Origin of the sequence: Dyella sp. 333MFSha, from assembly GCF_900102405.1 — a bacterium.
GTDB lineage: Bacteria > Pseudomonadota > Gammaproteobacteria > Xanthomonadales > Rhodanobacteraceae > Luteibacter > Luteibacter mycovicinus.
Window position 1 is genome coordinate 247,961 of the sequence record NZ_FNBR01000003.1, and the last position, 16,811, is coordinate 264,771.

The 16,811-nt window shown below is 65.2% G+C and carries 17 protein-coding genes; 8 read left to right on the forward strand and 9 right to left on the reverse strand.

Going from position 1 to position 16,811, the window contains the following annotated elements; genetic code table 11:
• Positions 1-23 precede the first annotated feature (23 nt).
• Together BLT40_RS14505 and BLT40_RS14510 are read right to left on the reverse strand one after the other, a co-directional pair.
• Positions 24-2,360, reverse strand: coding sequence for a S9 family peptidase (locus BLT40_RS14505; protein ID WP_090354331.1), 2,337 nt, complete (start codon positions 2,358-2,360; stop codon positions 24-26).
• Positions 2,361-2,477: 117 nt separating this feature from the next.
• Positions 2,478-3,290 (reverse strand): SDR family NAD(P)-dependent oxidoreductase, encoded by an 813-nt coding sequence (locus tag BLT40_RS14510; protein WP_090354333.1) that lies wholly within the window; start codon positions 3,288-3,290, stop codon positions 2,478-2,480.
• Positions 3,291-3,463: 173 nt separating this feature from the next.
• On the opposite strand from BLT40_RS14510, the gene BLT40_RS14515 reads away from it, so the two are divergent.
• Positions 3,464-3,922 (forward strand): PA2169 family four-helix-bundle protein, encoded by a 459-nt coding sequence (locus tag BLT40_RS14515; RefSeq protein WP_036115995.1) that lies wholly within the window; start codon positions 3,464-3,466, stop codon positions 3,920-3,922.
• Between the two features lie 541 nt (positions 3,923-4,463).
• Here BLT40_RS14515 and BLT40_RS14520 read toward each other — a convergent pair.
• The 5 genes from BLT40_RS14520 to BLT40_RS14540 form a co-directional block, all read right to left on the reverse strand.
• On the reverse strand, positions 4,464-4,985 hold the full coding sequence (locus BLT40_RS14520; protein ID WP_036115997.1) for a hypothetical protein: 522 nt from the start codon (positions 4,983-4,985) through the stop codon (positions 4,464-4,466).
• Between the two features lie 60 nt (positions 4,986-5,045).
• On the reverse strand, positions 5,046-5,819 hold the full coding sequence (locus BLT40_RS14525) for a YdcF family protein (RefSeq protein WP_090354335.1): 774 nt from the start codon (positions 5,817-5,819) through the stop codon (positions 5,046-5,048).
• Between the two features lie 66 nt (positions 5,820-5,885).
• Complete coding sequence (locus BLT40_RS14530; protein WP_036116002.1) at positions 5,886-6,257, reverse strand: response regulator transcription factor; 372 nt, start codon at positions 6,255-6,257, stop codon at positions 5,886-5,888.
• 64 nt (positions 6,258-6,321) lie between these two features.
• Entirely contained in the window at positions 6,322-6,966 is a 645-nt protein-coding gene (locus BLT40_RS14535) for a response regulator transcription factor (protein ID WP_090354338.1), read from the reverse strand.
• Entirely contained in the window at positions 6,963-8,900 is a 1,938-nt protein-coding gene (locus BLT40_RS14540) for a PAS domain-containing sensor histidine kinase (protein ID WP_090354340.1), read from the reverse strand. Before BLT40_RS14540 ends, BLT40_RS14535 begins: the two co-directional genes overlap by 4 nt.
• A gap of 254 nt (positions 8,901-9,154) precedes the next feature.
• On the opposite strand from BLT40_RS14540, the gene BLT40_RS14545 reads away from it, so the two are divergent.
• Positions 9,155-9,715 (forward strand): helix-turn-helix transcriptional regulator, encoded by a 561-nt coding sequence (locus tag BLT40_RS14545; protein WP_176167815.1) that lies wholly within the window; start codon positions 9,155-9,157, stop codon positions 9,713-9,715.
• Positions 9,716-9,718: 3 nt separating this feature from the next.
• On the opposite strand, the gene wrbA is transcribed toward BLT40_RS14545, so the two are convergent.
• Complete coding sequence (wrbA, locus tag BLT40_RS14550) at positions 9,719-10,318, reverse strand: NAD(P)H:quinone oxidoreductase (protein WP_090354346.1); 600 nt, start codon at positions 10,316-10,318, stop codon at positions 9,719-9,721.
• Between the two features lie 102 nt (positions 10,319-10,420).
• Here wrbA and BLT40_RS14555 point away from each other — a divergent pair, with 102 nt between their 5' ends.
• The 3 genes from BLT40_RS14555 to BLT40_RS20330 are packed head-to-tail and all read left to right on the forward strand — an operon-like array spanning position 10,421 to position 11,922.
• A complete protein-coding gene (locus BLT40_RS14555; protein WP_090354348.1) occupies positions 10,421-10,690 on the forward strand; it encodes a hypothetical protein in 270 nt (89 codons plus the stop codon).
• A gap of 60 nt (positions 10,691-10,750) precedes the next feature.
• Positions 10,751-11,737 (forward strand): hypothetical protein, encoded by a 987-nt coding sequence (locus BLT40_RS14560; RefSeq protein WP_090354351.1) that lies wholly within the window; start codon positions 10,751-10,753, stop codon positions 11,735-11,737.
• 8 nt (positions 11,738-11,745) lie between these two features.
• Complete coding sequence (locus BLT40_RS20330; protein WP_176809187.1) at positions 11,746-11,922, forward strand: hypothetical protein; 177 nt, start codon at positions 11,746-11,748, stop codon at positions 11,920-11,922.
• A gap of 36 nt (positions 11,923-11,958) precedes the next feature.
• Here the strand turns inward: BLT40_RS20330 and BLT40_RS14565 are convergent, their stop codons facing one another.
• Positions 11,959-13,527, reverse strand: a complete 1,569-nt coding sequence (locus BLT40_RS14565) for an alpha-amylase family glycosyl hydrolase (RefSeq protein WP_090354355.1) — start codon at positions 13,525-13,527, stop codon at positions 11,959-11,961.
• Positions 13,528-13,693: 166 nt separating this feature from the next.
• Between BLT40_RS14565 and BLT40_RS14570 the strand changes: the two genes are divergently transcribed.
• From BLT40_RS14570 to BLT40_RS14580, 3 genes are all read left to right on the forward strand, one after another.
• Complete coding sequence (locus tag BLT40_RS14570) at positions 13,694-15,349, forward strand: alpha-amylase family protein (protein ID WP_090354358.1); 1,656 nt, start codon at positions 13,694-13,696, stop codon at positions 15,347-15,349.
• A 111-nt stretch (positions 15,350-15,460) separates the two neighbouring features.
• Positions 15,461-16,228 carry a helix-turn-helix transcriptional regulator gene (locus BLT40_RS14575; protein ID WP_090354361.1) on the forward strand — a complete coding sequence of 256 codons (768 nt, stop codon included), beginning with the start codon at positions 15,461-15,463 and terminating at the stop codon, positions 16,226-16,228.
• A gap of 130 nt (positions 16,229-16,358) precedes the next feature.
• On the forward strand, positions 16,359-16,808 hold the full coding sequence (locus tag BLT40_RS14580) for a MarR family winged helix-turn-helix transcriptional regulator (protein ID WP_079521755.1): 450 nt from the start codon (positions 16,359-16,361) through the stop codon (positions 16,806-16,808).
• Positions 16,809-16,811: the final 3 nt, after the last annotated feature.

The window sequence follows — 16,811 nt, forward strand, 5'->3', positions numbered from 1 at the left end:
CCTTCCGGCGGCCCTCTTTTTAATCAGCCACCCCGAGGCGGCATCGGTGTCAGCTGGAATTCCTTCGGCGGCGTTTCCCCCTTGAGGTAACGCACGAAGTAATCCCAACGGCGACGTGTCATGTACGTCGTCGCGTCACCGTAACCATGATGCGCGTTCGGGATCATGACGAGGTCGAAATCCTTGTTCGCCTTGATCAACGCATCGACCACCAGCAGCGACTCGTACGGCGGGACGTTATCGTCGAACGTACCGTGCGCGATCATCAGGTGACCCTTCAGACCCGAGACCCACTTCTGGTTGGCCTGGTCGTCGTAGTTGCTCTTGCCGTCCTTGTCGGTGACCAGAAGACCCTGCCACTTCTCGGCCCAGTCGTCTTCGTAGTTGCGGTTGTCGTGATTGCCCGACTCCGAGATACCGACCTTGAACACGTCGCCATAGCGGAACATCGCGGTCGCCGTGGCGTTTCCGCCGCCGGAGTGACCCCAGATACCCACGCGGTCGCCGTCCAGCCACGAGTACTTCTGCACCAGCTGCTTTACCGCCAGCACCTGATCCGGCAGCGTGTTGTCGCCGATGTTCTGGAAATAAGCGTCATGGAAGGCCTTCGAGCGCCACGGCGTACCCATGCCATCGACGGCCACCACGACAAAGCCCAGTTCAGCCAGCGCCTGGTTGTCGCCGTGTGCGGGAGCGAAGCTGCGCGTGCGCACCGATCCGGTCTGCGGACCCGGGTAGATGTAGACGATCAGCGGATATTTCTTCGACGGATCGAACTTCGATGGCTTGAACATCTGGCCGTAGAGATCGGTCTTGCCGTCACGTGCCTTCACCGTGAACGCGGTGGGTGGCACCCAGCCGATCGCCTTGAGACGCGAGATGTCCGCGCGTGCCACTTCCTTCACCGTGGCACCCGTGTCGGCACGACGCACCACCGCTACCGGCGGCGTGTCGATCGTCGAATACGAGTCGAAGAAGTACGTGCCGTCCTTCGACAGCGAGACGCTGTGATCGGCGTTTTCCGGCGTCAGCAGAGTAAGGCCCTTGCCGTCGAAGCCCACCTTGTAGAACTGCTGGTAGTACGGATCGACGCCCTTCTCGCGGCCGACGCCACGGAACCAGATCGTCTTCGTTTTCGGATCGATGCGCAGCACTTCGGTGACGTTCCAGTCGCCCTTCGTGATCTGCGACTCGAGCTTGCCCGTCTTCAGGCTGTACATGTAGAGGTGACCCCAGTTGCTCCGCTCGGAGAACCAGATCACCTGGTCGGTCTCGGGCACGTACTGCCAGTTGGCCATGCCGTTGCCGCTTTCGTAATACGTCTTGGCCTTTTCCTCGAACACCGTGCGCACGTCGCCGGTCTCCGGGTTGGCGACACGGAACCACTCATGCGTGTGGTCGCGCGAGGTGGAGACAAACGCGATGCTCCTGCCGTCGGCGGACCAGCGCACGTCGTCCCACACGCCCGGGCTGCACGACACGTCGTCGCACAGGGTCGAGCGATGCTGATCGGCGGGCATTTTGAAACGGACGACCTTCTTCGTCGGCACGTCGATCACGACGCGCTCGATCATGGTCACGTCCTTGTCGCCCGGCAGCGGGTATTTCCAGGTATCGACCTTCGGATGTCCGACATTGGTGCTGACCAGGGTCATCTCACCGGTTTTGCGCTGGTCCTGCTGGAACGTGGCGATCTTCTTCGAGTCCGGCGACCAGACGAGGATCGCCTCGTCGGTGTGCTTCCAGCCGGCATTGTCGGTGGCGTAACCGAAGTCCTTGATCCCGTCGGTGGTCAGCTGGGTCTCGGCACCGCTGGCCAGATCGCGCGTCCACAGGTTCCAGTCGCGGATGAAGGCTTCGGACTTGCCGTCCGGCGACTTCAGGCCCGGCTCTTCGCCGTAGGCCTTGCCGTTGGCGTCTTTCCTGACCGCCGCCAGCTCGCATTTGCCGATGGCCTTGTCGCAGCTGTAGTTCTTGCCGCGCGAGGTAATGTCGAGGCCGTCGTCCGGGCGCACCGTGAAGGCGCTGACCGGGAGCTTGCCCGCATCGACCTTCTTGCCGGTGCTGGTGGTCAGCGCCGCCGCCACCTTGTCGCGATCGAACGCGCGTGAGGCCTGACCCGTGGCCGCATCCACCGTAATGAACTGATCGCCGTCCTTGTCGTGGTCGCGATACCAGAAGTGGCCGTCATCGATCCAGGTGACGCGCTGGACCGAGTGGTCCAACAGGGTTGCTGCGTTGCCGAGGAAGGAATCGGCGCGCTTGTAATCGTCCGTGGTAACGGTCTGAGCCGAGGCGGAAGCCCCGATCAGTCCGAGGAGGACGGCGCCGGAAAGCGCCGCGTTGCGTTTGGTCGACATGTGGGGTCCCCATGACAGCGACAACGGCGCAGGGCGCGCCGCGAACCGGACGAGGCTAGCCGCCGCCGGGGCGCCCGGCGTATGCCATAGGTCATGGGCCTGGGCCGCCGCGGGCCCTCAGTGGCCGCGGGGACCGGCCCGGAAGCGCCTGCCCTGCCGCTCCACCATGGCGAGGGCCACGCCGTCGGGCAGCAGTTTGAAAAGGGTCTTGATGACGCGATTGACCCAGCCATTCACGTAAACCGCCGTGCCCGAGTCAACGGCATCCAGCCCCTGGCGGGCCACGGTCGCCGCATCCATCCACAGATACGACGGTATTTTCGACACCAGCTCGCGGGAACCGGTGACGTCGTGGAACTCCGAATACGTGAAGCCGGGACAGACGGCCGTGGTGTGCACGCCGGTGCCCTTGCCCTCCAGCGCCAGCGACTGGGAGAACTTGATCATGTAGGCCTTGGAGGCCGCATAAAGGGTATGCCCCGCCGAACCGGGCACATGACCGGCCAATGAGGCGACATTCACGATGCGGCCATAGCCACGCGCTTTCATGCCCGGCAGGAGGCGCCAGGCAAGCTCCGTGGGTGCGGTCATCAGCACCTGGATAAACGCGGCATGCGCGGCCCAGGGCTGCTCTTCGAAATAGCCGGTGACGCCATAGCCCGCGTTGTTGATCAGCACATCGATCGTTAGGCCTTGCGCCTCGAGCGCGGCGACCAGTGCCTCGGGGCCGTCCGTCCGCGCGAGGTCGAGCGGCGCGACGATCGCCTCGACGCCGTAGCTGTCACGCAGCTCGGTAGCGAGTTTTTCCAGCCGGTCGGCACGACGCGCCGTCAGGACCAGATCGTGTCCGCGTTTCGCGAGTTCGCGGGCAAAGGCCTCACCGATGCCAGCGGAAGCGCCGGTGACCAGCGCGCGACGTTTGGATGCCATGGAAAGTATTTCCTTGATGCATTACAGCGCTGAAGTATGCGCCACGCTTAGATGAACGGAGCCCACGTGTGTTGATGCATGCGACGCGACTTTCACGACTCCGTGCACCCCCGGAACGCGAAGCTTGGGCTCCCGAAACGACTCGACCCGAGTCACCCCAAGGAGCCCACACGATGACCAGCACCGACCACGATATCAAGGTTCTCAACAACCTCATCGAAACCACCATCGATAGCGCCGAGGGCTACGGCGAAGCCGCGAAGGATGCCGAGAATACGCGCTACGCCGCGACCTTCCAGGCCCGCGCTTCCGAGCGCCGCCAGGTGACGCAGCGTCTGCAGCAGCAGGTCCGTTCGCTCGGCGGCACGCCGGAAGACGACGGCACCGTGCTGGCCAAGGCGCATCGCATGTTCGTTGAACTGCGCGCCAAGATGAGCTCGAAGGACGACACCGCGATCGTCGACGAAGTCGAGCGTGGCGAAGACCACATCAAGGCGAAGTACGAAGACGCCCTGAAGGACACCGAAATCACGGCGGGCACGCGTTCGCTGATCAACGAGGCTTATGTCTCGGTGAAGAGCGGCCATGACCAGATGCGCGATCTGAAGCACGCGCTGCACGGCACGAACTGATTTAGCTGAAACTTGAATGATGAAGGGCGGAGCTTTGGCTCCGCCCTTTTTTTTGGGAGCGAGGCCGTTGAGGCAGGGGCGCCGTCGGCTGCCCTGCTCTTCGCTAAGTCCTCCTTCGGCCTTCGCCTACGTGCGGAATCGCTCTGAGCACGACAGCCGACGGCACCCACCCACTCATGAGGTTTCGTGGATGCAAAGCACAAGCGCAAACCAGAGGACCTCGTGTAGCAGCGCAATGCATTGACGACTTCACAAGATTTGCAGGTGATGCCGCAGCGCCCACGCCGCAGTGCTCTGCTCTACCCGCTCTGCTCGGCCGGCAAATTACTGTCGCGCTGCGAGGGAGTCGTCGGCTGCCATTCTTGGAGCGCTTCCGCACGGAGGCGAAGGCCGGAGGAGGACCTAGCGACAAGAATGGCAGCCGACGGCTCCCTTGCCTCGGTCCCTTGCCTCGGTCCCTTGCCTCGGTCCCTTGCCTCGGTCCCTTGCCTCGGTCCCTTGCCTCGGAGCGGCGTTGCAGCCCCGAGGCCGAAGCCAACCGTTACTGCGAAGAACCGGCGTCGTCTTCGTTCATCAGCGCGTTGATCTGGCTCTTGTGCGCTTCGTAGAAAGCCACGTTCTTCTGGTTGACCTTCTTCTGGTCGACATACGCGGACATCTGCGGGTTGCTCTTGGCTTCGGAGGCGATGGCCGCATTGGTGACGGCGAGGTTCGCCAGCAGGAACTCACGCGGGGTGAAACCGTATTTCTTGATCAGCGGCGCGATCCGCGGATCCGCATTGGTCACCTGGGCGGCCAGATCGTCGAGCGAATGGATCTTCGAGAAATCCGTCTTCGCGTCCTTTGGCTTGATGCCCTGCGCCTTGGCTTCCTGCGAGACCTTGACGATGCGGTTGAACACGTCGTCGTTGAGGTCGTAGTTCTGGATGGCCTGCTTGTCGGCAGCCGGGATCTGTGAAGCCGGGTTGGCCGCGGGCGCCGGAGCGGCTTCCTGGGCGAACGTGGAAACGGGGACCACCGAGGCGGTCGCCAGCAGCGCGGCAAGGATATAGCGAGACTTCACGGGCAACTCCTTCAGGTACGGGTTCGTGCTGGACGGTAAAACAGCTTAAGGCGCCGGATGTTACGTATGCGTCGGCGGCGTTGCGTTTTCTTCAGGAATCTTCGGCGCGTTCCAGCCCATGACGTTGTAGAGGCTATAACGCCAGACCCCGACGTATTCGTGGATCGCAAAGTCGGCGAACGACAGATTTTCCGACGTCGGCAGCCAGTCGTAGCGGGCGGTCACGTAATCGCCACGGACCGGTTCGCCGTGAATGGCGAAATGGGAAAAATAGAGCATCGCCCGACGCAGGTGCACCGCCGACGAGACGAGCACCACCTTGTCCGCGCCGTAGGACACCAGCAGGGGCTTACTGAACTGGGCGTTCTGGAATGTGTTCATGCTCTGCGCTTCGAGCATGAGATCCGCACGCGGAACGCCGAGGCGATCCAGGCTGATCGCATAAACGTCGGCTTCCGCCTGTTTCAGGTGCATCGCATCGCCGCCGCTGACCTCGACCTTGCAGTCCGCACCCGTCGCCTTGCACGCGCGATACAACTCGGCGGCGCGCAGGATGCGTCCGTTGGCGTAGAGGCTCGGCTCGATCGCCCCTGCCCCGCTACGGACGGTCCCGGCACCGAGCAGGATGATGACGTTGCGCTGGCCCCACTGGGTGACATCGGGGGCATAACCGGACTGCAGGTTGCTCAACAGCATGCCGGTCAAAGGCCCGCAGCCGGCGAAGAACAGCCACACGATCGCCAGCAGCATGAAGACGCGGCCGCTAAGGCGCCGGCGAAAACGCATCAGCACGAGGGCGATGACGAGGAGGAGCAGGAAGAGGGTCAGGGTCATGGGGCCGAGCGTAGCAAAGGCCGGTAACAATTGTGACCGCAAGTACCTCGCGCGCGGGGCGCGCTCCTACGGCACGCCCAGAGCTTTTTCGAGACAGGTGACGAGGGTGTCGCCGACGAAGGGTTTGCCGAGGTAGCAGAAGGCGCCGGCGGCCATGACGCTGTCGCGTACGTGGTCGTCCTGAAAGCCGGATACGAAGACGATGGGGTAGGTCCTGCCCCGCTCCAGGAGACGACGCTGCAACACGGTGCCGTCGATGCCGGGCATGTGGACATCGGTCACGAGACAGTCGACCCCGTCGTCGCCGCCGGGCCGGAGAAAATCCTCCGCCGAGGCGAACCCACGCGCTTCGTGCCCCAGCGCGCGGACCAGACTCACGGTGGCGAGACGCACCGCGTCGTCGTCATCCACGATCGCGACGATCCTGTTTCCGGCCAAGCTGGAACCCTCCGGGGCGCTGAGTGACGCTGGCTACAGTGCGCCCGCGCGCAGCCAGTGGGAATCATACGGAGGTGTGTGCACCCAGCGCTTCGGACATCTTGACCAGTTCCGCCAGCGATCGTGCCGCCATCTTGCGCATCACGTTGCCGCGGTGAATCTTCACCGTAATCTCGGACAGACCCAGCAAGGCACCCACCTGCTTGTTCATCAGGCCCGTGGTCACGTGCCCCATGACCTCACGCTCGCGCGGCGTCAGCGACGCGTACGCCTGACGCAGCGTCTGCAGGGCATCGGCATCGCGCCGGCCGGCGGCGTCCCGCTTGATCGCGTTGGTCACGGCGTCCAGCATGTCCTGATCGCGGAACGGCTTGGCCAGGAAGTCGAGCGCGCCGGCTTTCATCGCACGCACCGACATCGGGATATCGCCGTAGCCGGTCATGAAGACGATCGGCAGCGGATTTTCCATCGCCAGCAGCTGGGTCTGGAAGTCCAGTCCGCTGACGCCGGGCAGACGCACGTCGAGCACCAGGCAGCCCGGCGCATCCGCGTTCTCGCGGGTCAGGAAATCGGCGGCGCTGCCGAACGCGGCGACGGTGAGGCCGACGGAACGGAACAGGGACGACAAGGCCTCGCGGATCGAGGCATCGTCGTCGACGATGCAGACGATAGGGGTCCGCGCGGCGTTGGCCACGGGCAAGCGGGTCATGCGCGAACCTCCTCGGCTACCGCGACGGGCAACGTGAAATGGAAAATCGCTCCCCCCTCGGAGCGGTTGGTCGCCCACAGGCGCCCGCCATGAGACTCGACGGTCGTGCGGCAAATGGCAAGCCCCATGCCCATGCCGCCACCGCGCGTGGTCACGAAGGCGTCGAACAGGTGGGGGGCGATGTGCTCGGGAATACCCGTGCCGGTGTCCTCGACCTCCACCAGCAGGCCCTCGGCGGACGCCCGCCCGCGGATCAGCAGGACGCGTGGCCGGTACACGGCGGACATGGCGCGGATGGCGTTGCCCATCAGGTTCACCACAACCTGCTGCAGCTGCACGCGATCGCCGCGCGGCATGGGCGCGTCGCGCGCGATGTCCACCTCGAGCACGATGTGGTGCTGGGTCAGTTCACCCTCGAGCAGCCGCGCGCTCTCATTAATCAGCGCGCCGAGATCGAAGTGCACGTGCTGTCGCGGTTCCTTGCTGGCCAGACTGCGGACGCGGTGCACCACTTCACCGGCGCGTCGTGCGTCATGCACCACGCGCTCGATGGCGTCGCAGGCTTCGGTGAGGTCGGGCTCGGGACGCCGCAGCCAGCGGAGGGCGGCTTCGCCGAGTGTGACGATGGCAGCGAGCGGCTGGTTCACCTCGTGGGCGATCGACGCACTCATCTCACCCAGCGCCGTCACTCGCGCGGCCTGCGCCAGCTCGGCCTGCATCGAGATCAGCGCCCGCTCCGCGCGCTTGCGGTCGCTGATATCCACGACGCTGACCAGGACACGGTCATAGCGCGATGTACCCAGCGGCATGCTCAGGGCAAAGAGCACCGTCAGGCGCTCGCCCTTGAGGTTGACCATGTGCGTTTCACCCTCGGCCAGGCCATTGCCCTCCAGGACGGTGAGCAGGACCTGGCCGAACGTGCGATCGGTGGCGGGCAGAAACCGGTCGAGCGGCCCGATCAGCTGGTCGCGGCTATGCGCACCCAGCATGCGCAGCGTCGCCTCGTTGATATCGGTGACGCGCACCAGACCGGCGGCTTCGCGGATGAATTCCGGATGGGCCTCCAGGTAGGAAGCCAGCTCGACGACGCCCTGCTCGCGCAGTTCCGCGAGACGCTCCACCACCAGCGTGTAATCCTCCTCCCAGAGCGAAAAGCGGGCGGTGTCGAAGATGCCCCGGTAGCGACGTTCACTGTCCACCAGCGCCGCATCCGCGGCCCGGCGTGCGGTCACGTCGGTGCCCGCCTCGAGGATCATGCGCGGCGCACCGCGCTCGTCGCGCAGCAGGGCGCAGCGCACGGAGACGATGACCACGCGGCCCTCGCGATGCTCCTGGATCAGTTCGCCCTCCCAGCGGCCGTCCCGGAACAGCGCGGCGTCGGCCTTGACTCGATCGCCGGCGAACGCGGTGGCCAGCAGTTCGCTCGCCCGGCGGCCCAGCGCCTCATTCGCGGTCCAGCCGTAGAGCTGTTCCGCGCCCGCGTTCCAGAGCACGATCACGTCGTCCATGTCGCGAACGAAGATGGAGTCGTGGGTCAGCTCGATCAGCCGCGCCTGTCCCGCGATCGTCACCATGCGTTCGCGGTTCCGCAGGGCCAGCACGGCCGTGGTCGCAATGGCGGCGAGGCTGACGGCGCAGCGCATGGCCGGTTCCAGCGTCGGCACCCCATGCACACGCAGGAAAGCCAGCGTGGTCAGCAGCATGCAGGCCACCGCCGAGCCGATGATGGCGCGACGACTGCCCGTGGCGGCCATGATCAGCACCACCACGAGGTAAACGACTGCGACGGCCCCCTGCAGCGAAGTGAAGCTGTCGACCAGGAAGACGCACAGGGCCAGCGCCGCACCCGCGACCACAAGCAGCGCGGCCGCGCCCCTGCGCGGGTGCGCGACGGTGGCGTAGGCACGACTGTGCAAAGGCCTGTTCAGGGACATGGGCTCGGGTTCTGGCGTGGCGACGTAGACAGATTCGGCCGCGATCGTGTCCGAACGGGGTCAGGACGTCTTGCACGCCGGTGATGGTTTTTGACCGTTACGGCACAACCGCTACAAGAAAGCGCACGGGTCGATCGGTTAACCCTTTGGTATGGGACCGTACGACCGAATGTAGAATTCTGTCGACCCCCACTTCGCGCCTAGGCTGTCAGGGTGGGCGAATGGCCCATGCCACGTTCGACATGGAGCCTACGATGCGATTTGAGACCGAAGCCTTCGCCGGGACCGCCAGCCTCCGCGCCGTCGATCCGTCCGTCGCCCACCTGCTCGAGCAGGCCCTGACCGCTGTCGAAACCGATCTGGCCACGACCCGTGCCTGCGTCGCCCAGGTGGCCGCCCTCCTGGAACGTGAGGAGAAGGCCCGCCCGGCCGCTCAGACCGTGCCGCCGGACCCGGTGGTTCGTCGCCGCGTCGGTGCGGGTCTCGCACCGTGGCAGGCAAGGCGCGTCTCCGCCCATGTGAACGACAACCTTGGCTTTCCGATCACCATCGATCAGCTCGCAGGCATCGCCGGTCTGTCGAGCAGTTATTTCTGTCGCGCCTTCAAGGACACCTTTGGCGATCCGCCGCATGCGTACATCATGCGTCGCCGCGTCGAACGGGCGCAGAGCCTGATGCTGCAGACCCGCGAGCCGCTCAGCCAGATCGCGCTGGCCTGCGGTCTCTCCGACCAGGCGCATCTGTGCAACCTGTTCCGCCGCCTGGTCGGGCAGAGCCCGAGCCACTGGCGGCGGTCGCGCTGGCAGGAAGCCTGACCCTCAGCCGAAGAGTTTTGCGGCCACTTCGGCGATGTGCTTGCCCTGGAAACGTGCGCCGGCCAGTTCGTTTTCGCTCGGCTGACGGGAACCGTCGCTTGCGGCGAGGGTCGTAGCACCGTAGGGACTGCCGCCGGTCACCTCGTCCAGCTTCAGCTGGCCCTGGAAACTGTAAGGAAGGCCCACGGGAATCATGCCCAGGTGCAACAGATTCGTAATGATCGAGAACAAGGTCGTTTCCTGACCGCCGTGCTGGGACGCCGTGGACGCGAACGCGCCGCCGACTTTGCCGTTGAGCGCGCCACGTGCCCAGAGCGGGCCGGTCTGGTCGAGGAACGCGGCCATCTGCGAGGTGATCCGGCCGTACCGGGTACCCGTGCCGATGATGATGGCGTCGTACGACTCGAGCTCATCCACGCGGGCGATGGGCGCGGGTTGGTCGAGCTTGAAATGGGCGTTGCGCGCCACGTCTTCGGGCACGGTTTCCGGCACGCGCTTGATGTCGACATGGGCACCGGCTTCACGGGCGCCTTCGGCCACGGCATTGGCCATTTTTTCGACATGACCGTACGTGGAGTAATAAAGAACGAGGACTTTCGCCACGGTGGATCTCCTCTTTTGAAAGCATCGGGAATGAAAAGGTAGGCACGCTGGCGTTTACGCCGCGTATCGGCGACGTCCCGCCAACGCATCGAGGTTAGTCGCATGTCGTACGCACGCATTGTCGATATCCGCTCCGCGCCGGGCCCCGCGCGCAAGTCCCACGCGTGGCAGGTGCTGCGTGAAGCGGCCCGGCTCGAGCCCGACGAAGATGCCCGCATCGCGTGGTATCGCGAGGATCCGATCGGTGTGCTGGGTCGGGAGACCGCCGAAGCATTGGTCGCTTCCGGAAGGTATGAGGAGGTGCTCGCGTTTCTGCGAGGTGTGCGGCGGGATCTCGGCTTTGAAGTACCGCACGGGTTCGGGGCGTTTTAGGAGGCTGGCGGAACCACCTCGCGGTAAAGTGGGCCCAACCAGGGACGCCGGACCACGACCGTGTCGATCGAAGAAGCGACCACCCCCAGCCGCCACGAGCCACTGACCGCCGAGCGCGCCTACGAGCTCTACTGGGCCGACCTGCTCGGCGACGCGCCCACCTTTTTCTGCGTGGGCCACGCCTGCACCGCCCAGCTGATCTGCGCCTGCCTCGACAAAGCCGAACAGAACCTGCGCATTCGCCCCTATTTCCGCTCACGTCGCATCGAAGATCACGCGGCGACCTGCGAAGTCGCCCACCCGGCGAACGAGACGAAAAAAGAAAAACGCCCCGACATCTTCGAGGCCGAACGCCCCGCCGATCATTTCCGCCGCCTCCCTGCCGTCACCGCCCCATACGCGGAAAGCGCCGCGACCCGTGCAGGAGCCAGCGCCGCCAGCGATGCTCCGGCGGGCGCCAGCCCCGCCGGCGATCCCGCGGCAGCGGGCGCGACGCCCCGTGGCCCACGCCCCGGCGTCACCCCCCGCCCCAGCCACTACTATCGCCTCTCCTCGCTCGTCCAGAAATTCCTCGAGCACCGTCGCGACAAAGACCTCGCCGAGGCCGAAGTGGAGATCGGTGGAGAGACCACCACCTACGAAGCGCTGTTCCGCAACGTCTTTCGCCAGAAAGCCGCCGATCTGACCGGAACCCGTGCGGTCTGGTGGGGCACGGCATCGCTGCGGGCCACCCGGGGAGGCGGGTACTACCTCCGCTTCTCGCGCCCCTTCCGGCACGACGACCAGGAACTGCGCCCGACCATCACGCTCACCGCGAAGGACATCGACGCCTATCCCGTGCGCAAGCTGCTCCGGGCGCGCCTCGACAAGCTGATCGCCGAAGCCGATGGCTATTGCGTGGTCTTCGTCTGGGCGAAGCCCTGGATGCCGAAGGATGCCGAAAAACCGTTCGTCCGCTTCTACGTCAATAATCTCGACCATATCGACGTGCGCGGCCCGGAGATTCTCGAGGAGCTGAAGAACACCTCACGGGTCGGTAACGGCTAAGATGCCGCATGGCCCGAAAACGACGCTTCCGCCTCCCCTTCGTGCGACACCCGCACGACGCATCGCATGAATTCGACGACGCCAGTTACGACGGCGGCGTGTCGGGCGGCGCGTACCTGCGACATGTGGTCGTGGTCGCCGCTCTGATAGGCATCGTCGCGGCGATCCTTCGCTGGGTGATGTGACGCGCGCTGCCCGTACGGGCGGCGGCGTCCCTTCGGTCACGAGAGGTAGATACGCCCCTCCGAGGGACGCAACGGACCTTGCCGGATATCGCCATGGGTCGACAGCACGGCGCGGCCGACGGGCTCGCCGACCGGAAGAACGGCTGGGACCTCCGTGAAGTTCAGGCACACCACGATGCGCTCGTCGCCATCGACTCGCTCATAAGCAAGAACCTGATCGCTGACACCGAGAATGCGGACACTGCCGATACTCAGTGCGCGTGAGGCGCGTCGCATCCACAGCAGCGATCGATACAGCGACCAGATCGACGAGGGATCGGCCGCCTCGGTTTCCACATTGCGGCTTGCGACGTCGTCGCCCAGTCGAAGCCATGGCGTGCCGTCGGTAAATCCGGCCCCGGGTGCCGGCGTCCAGCGCATCGGGGTTCGCTGCGGGTCCCGGCCAAGCCCCTTGTCCGGCTCATTGATCTCGAACGGATCACGGACTTCGGCGCGCGGAATGGCAACGTCACGCATGCCGATCTCGTCGCCGTAATAGAGCGTCGGCGTGCCGCGCAGCGTCAGAAGGAGCATCGCCGCGACACGCGCCTGCGCGTCGCCGACGCGCGAAGCGATCCGCGGTTTGTCGTGGTTGCCTAGCACCCAGTTCGGCCAGCCACCGGGAGGCAGCGCCGCTTCGTAGCGCTCCACCAGCGATCCGATGGTGCGCGCGTCCCACGCGGCGCCGATCAGCAGAAAATTGAAGGGCAGATTCGCGCCCTGCAACCGGTCGCCGTAGTAGGCGACGATACGTTCCAGCGGAAGGTACAACTCGCCGATCAGTACGCGGTCGGGAAACTCATCGACAACGGCGCGCATCGCCGCGACCACGTCCATCGTCTCGGGCAGGTCCGCGATATGGGTCGGCAGAAAACGGTTGGCTTCGGAATCGATACCGTCGCGGTAGGCCGGATTGAGCGGATTGTCGCGGAATTCGGCATCCTTCATCACGTGGTAAAGCACGTCGACCCGGAAGCCGTCGACACCACGCCGCAGCCAGAACCGCATCGACTCGAACATGGCCTCGCGCAGCGCGGGGTGTCGCCAGTTGAGATCGGGCTGCTTGTCGAGGAACAGATGCAGGTAGTACTGGCCCGTGCCTTCATCGAAGGTCCACGCACTGCCACCGAAGTTCGACAGCCAGTTGTTCGGTGGACCGCCATCGGGCGCGGGGTCGCGCCAGAGATACCAGTCACGGAACGCGCTGTCGCGCGAGCGCCGGCTTTCGCGGAACCAGGGATGCTCGTCCGAACTGTGATTGGGCACGAAGTCGAGGATGATCTTCAGGCCCAGCGCATGGGCGTCGGCGATGACCGCATCCATCCGTTCGATATCGCCGAACAGCGGATCCACGCCGCGGTAATCGCTCACGTCATAGCCAAAATCGGCCATGGGCGAGGGGTACATCGGCGAGATCCAGAGGGCATCGATACCGAGGTCGGCAAGATAAGGGAGTTTGCCGCGCAGACCGTCGAGATCGCCGATGCCGTCGCCGTTGGCATCGGCGAACGAGCGGGGGTAGACCTGGTAGATGACGCCGTTGCGCCACCATGAACGATCGGGCATGCGGTTTCCTCGGAGCTCGCCAACAGGGTGGACTCCCACCGGAGGCGGGAGCATCGCCAGCAGGCGGGCTGTCGGCGATGGCTGAGCCTCGCCAATCCGTTGTGTAGGAAACGCCTTCACACGTCCCCTCGTACGCTCTCGCGAACCTGAAGCCGCGAGTGCCGTCATGATCAACGACCTCTGGTACAAAAACGCTGTGATCTACTGCCTGTCCGTGGGCAGTTTCCAGGACTCCAACGGCGACGGCATCGGCGACTTTCAGGGTCTGAGCCGGCGCCTGGATTACCTGCAGGGGCTGGGCGTCACCGCCGTCTGGCTGATGCCCTTCCAGACCTCGCCGTTGCGCGACGGCGGTTACGACATCGCCGACTATTACAACGTGGATCCGCGCTACGGCACGCTGGGCGACTTCGTCGAATTCACCCATGCGGCGCGGCAACGCGGCATGCGCGTGCTGATCGATCTCGTGGTCAACCACACCTCGGACAAACACCCGTGGTTTCGCGAGGCCTGCCGCGATCCCTCGTCGAAGTACCGCGACTGGTATGTCTGGTCGAAGACGAAGCCGGCCACCGCGGATGAGGGCATGGTCTTCCCGGGTGTGCAGAAGAGCACCTGGACCTATGACAAGCGCGCGAAGGCGTGGTACTTCCACCGCTTCTACGATTTCCAGCCCGACCTCAACACCGCCAATCCGTATGTGCAGGCCGAGATCCTCAAGATCATGGGCTTCTGGACGCAGCTGGGTGTGTCGGGCTTCCGGATGGACGCGGTGCCCTTCGTCATCGCCACCAAAGGCGCCGACGTCAAGAAGCCGAAGGAGCAGTTCGACATGCTGCGTTCCTTCCGCGAACTGCTGCAGTGGCGGCAGGGCGACGCCATCATCCTTGCCGAAGCCAACGTGCTGCCCAAGGACGACCTGGAGTATTTCGGCGACGACGGCGACCGTCTGCAGATGATGTTCAACTTCCAGGTCAACCAGAATCTGTTTTACGCGCTGGCGGCGGCGGATGTGCGCCCCCTGGTCAAGGCGCTGGAAAAAACCAAACCGCGGCCGTCGACCGCGCAGTGGGCGCTGTTTCTGCGCAATCACGACGAGCTCGATCTGGGCCGGTTGACGAAGGCGCAGCAGGCGCGGGTCTTCGCCGAGTTCGGTCCCGACAAGGACATGCAGCTTTACGACCGCGGCATCCGCCGGCGCCTGGCGCCGATGTTGCGCAACGACCGTCGCCGGCTTGAGCTCGCTTACTCGCTGATGCTCACGCTGCCCGGCACGCCGGTCATCCGCTACGGCGACGAGATCGGCATGGGCGACGATCTTTCGTTGCCCGAGCGCGAGTGCGCGCGCACGCCGATGCAATGGTCGACGGAACGGTTTGCCGGGTTTACCGACGCGAAGCGTGCCGTCGGCAAGGTCATCAGCGACGGGCCCTTCGGCTACCCGCACGTCAATGTCGCCGAGCAGCGCCGTGACCCCGGCTCCCTGCTCAACTGGATGGAACGCGTCATCCGCATGCGCAAGGAGGTGCTGGAGGTGTCGTGGGGTGACTTCGAGGTCATGCCGCTGGATGACGACGCGATCCTGATGATCCGTTACACATGGCGGGGCAACAGCGTGATGTTCCTGCACAACCTGTCGGACGCGCCGTGCGAAGCGGTGTTCCCGCTGGACGATCGCCTGACCAACCTGCTGTCGGACGATCACAGCGAGCAGGACCCGAACGGCCGCCATCGCATCCTGCTCGAGCCATACGGTTACCGGTGGTTCCGCGAGGGCGGACTGGGCTACATCCTCAAGCGCAAGGAAGTCGACGGCGTCTGAAAATCACCGGCGCGCTTATGAAAAATGAAGGGCTACCTCTAATGGGGGTAGGGAGGCGGTCCTTGCGTGCGCAATCCTTGGGTGGCCATCCGATATTGAAGGGGATCGGCCATGTATCGCGCCGAATCTGTCACCGCCAGCTGTCGTCCACGTACCGCCACGATCATCGTGGATCCGGTGCGCCGTTCGGCTGCCCTCGAACATCGTGGCGCGTCGGCGGCACACGGACGCGTCGACGATCTGCGCAACCGCGACCAGCTGACCGAGATCCATATCGACGCCGTCGACGGGCAGGATGACGATCTGCTGCTCATCTACCGCCCCGCCCGCCCCGCCGATACCGAGAGCGGTGGAGCGATCCTGTTCCGCCGCCAGACCGATGGAGCGATACCCCACGGTCACCCGCCCGCGGTGAGCACGCTCGCGCAGGTACTGTTCGACGGGCTCCGTGCCGAGGCGCCGAACGCTCCTCTGCTGGCGCATGTCGCGCTGGCGTTGCGCGCCATTCTGCCCTGCGCCGGCCCGCGAGCCGAAGCCGGCGCCCCGCGCGGCGGCCTGGCCGGCTGGCAGGAACGACGCGCCACCGCCTTCATGGAAGAACGCCTCGACCAGTCGTTCCCGGTGTCCGCCGTCGCCGACGCCTGCGGGCTTTCGGTCAATCATTTTTCGCGCGCCTTCCGCCGGAGCCTGGGCAAGCCGCCCCATCGCTGGCTGCTGGACCGCCGGATCGACCGCGCGCGGGAGTTGCTCCGGGCGACCGCCATGTCGCTGGCCGACATCGCTCTGGCCTGTGGCTTCGCCGAGCAGAGCCACTTCACCCGGGTGTTCACCCGGACGGTAGGCATGCCACCGGGCGCGTGGCGCCGGAACGTCGACTGACTCCGCGCCGCCGCCGGACGGAATCGACAAACACATGCGGTTTCAGTCAATCCATGGCGTCATTCCATGAGTATCCTTGCGCCGGGCAGAAGGCAGGACACTTCATCATGACCGTGCGATCCATCCGCCCATGAGCGGCCGCAACGACACGCCCACCGCCGTGGATCTGGGGCGGCACCTGATGCTGGCCGGCTCCCGCCTTCGCGACGCCGTGGGCCGGCGCGCCCAGCGCGAGTTCGGCATCACGGCATTACAGAGCGACATGCTGCTGTTGATGGCCACGCGCGGCAGCATGATCTCCACCGAACTGGCGGGCGCCTGCGGGGTCAACGCCAGTACCGTCACCCATGCCGTGGACGCCTGCATCGAGCGCGGCCTGCTGCGGCGCGACCGCAACGAGGCCGACCGTCGGCTGGTCAACATCGTGCTGACCGTGGCGGGCAAGCGCATGGCGGAGCGGGTTCGTGCCCTGATCGCCGACCTCGCCCGCACGGCGCTGGAGGGCGTCGGTCATCCGGATCTGGCAGTCCTGGCCGAAAGCCTGGCTCAGGTGACCAAAAACCTGGAACGTCCGTCCTGAGTC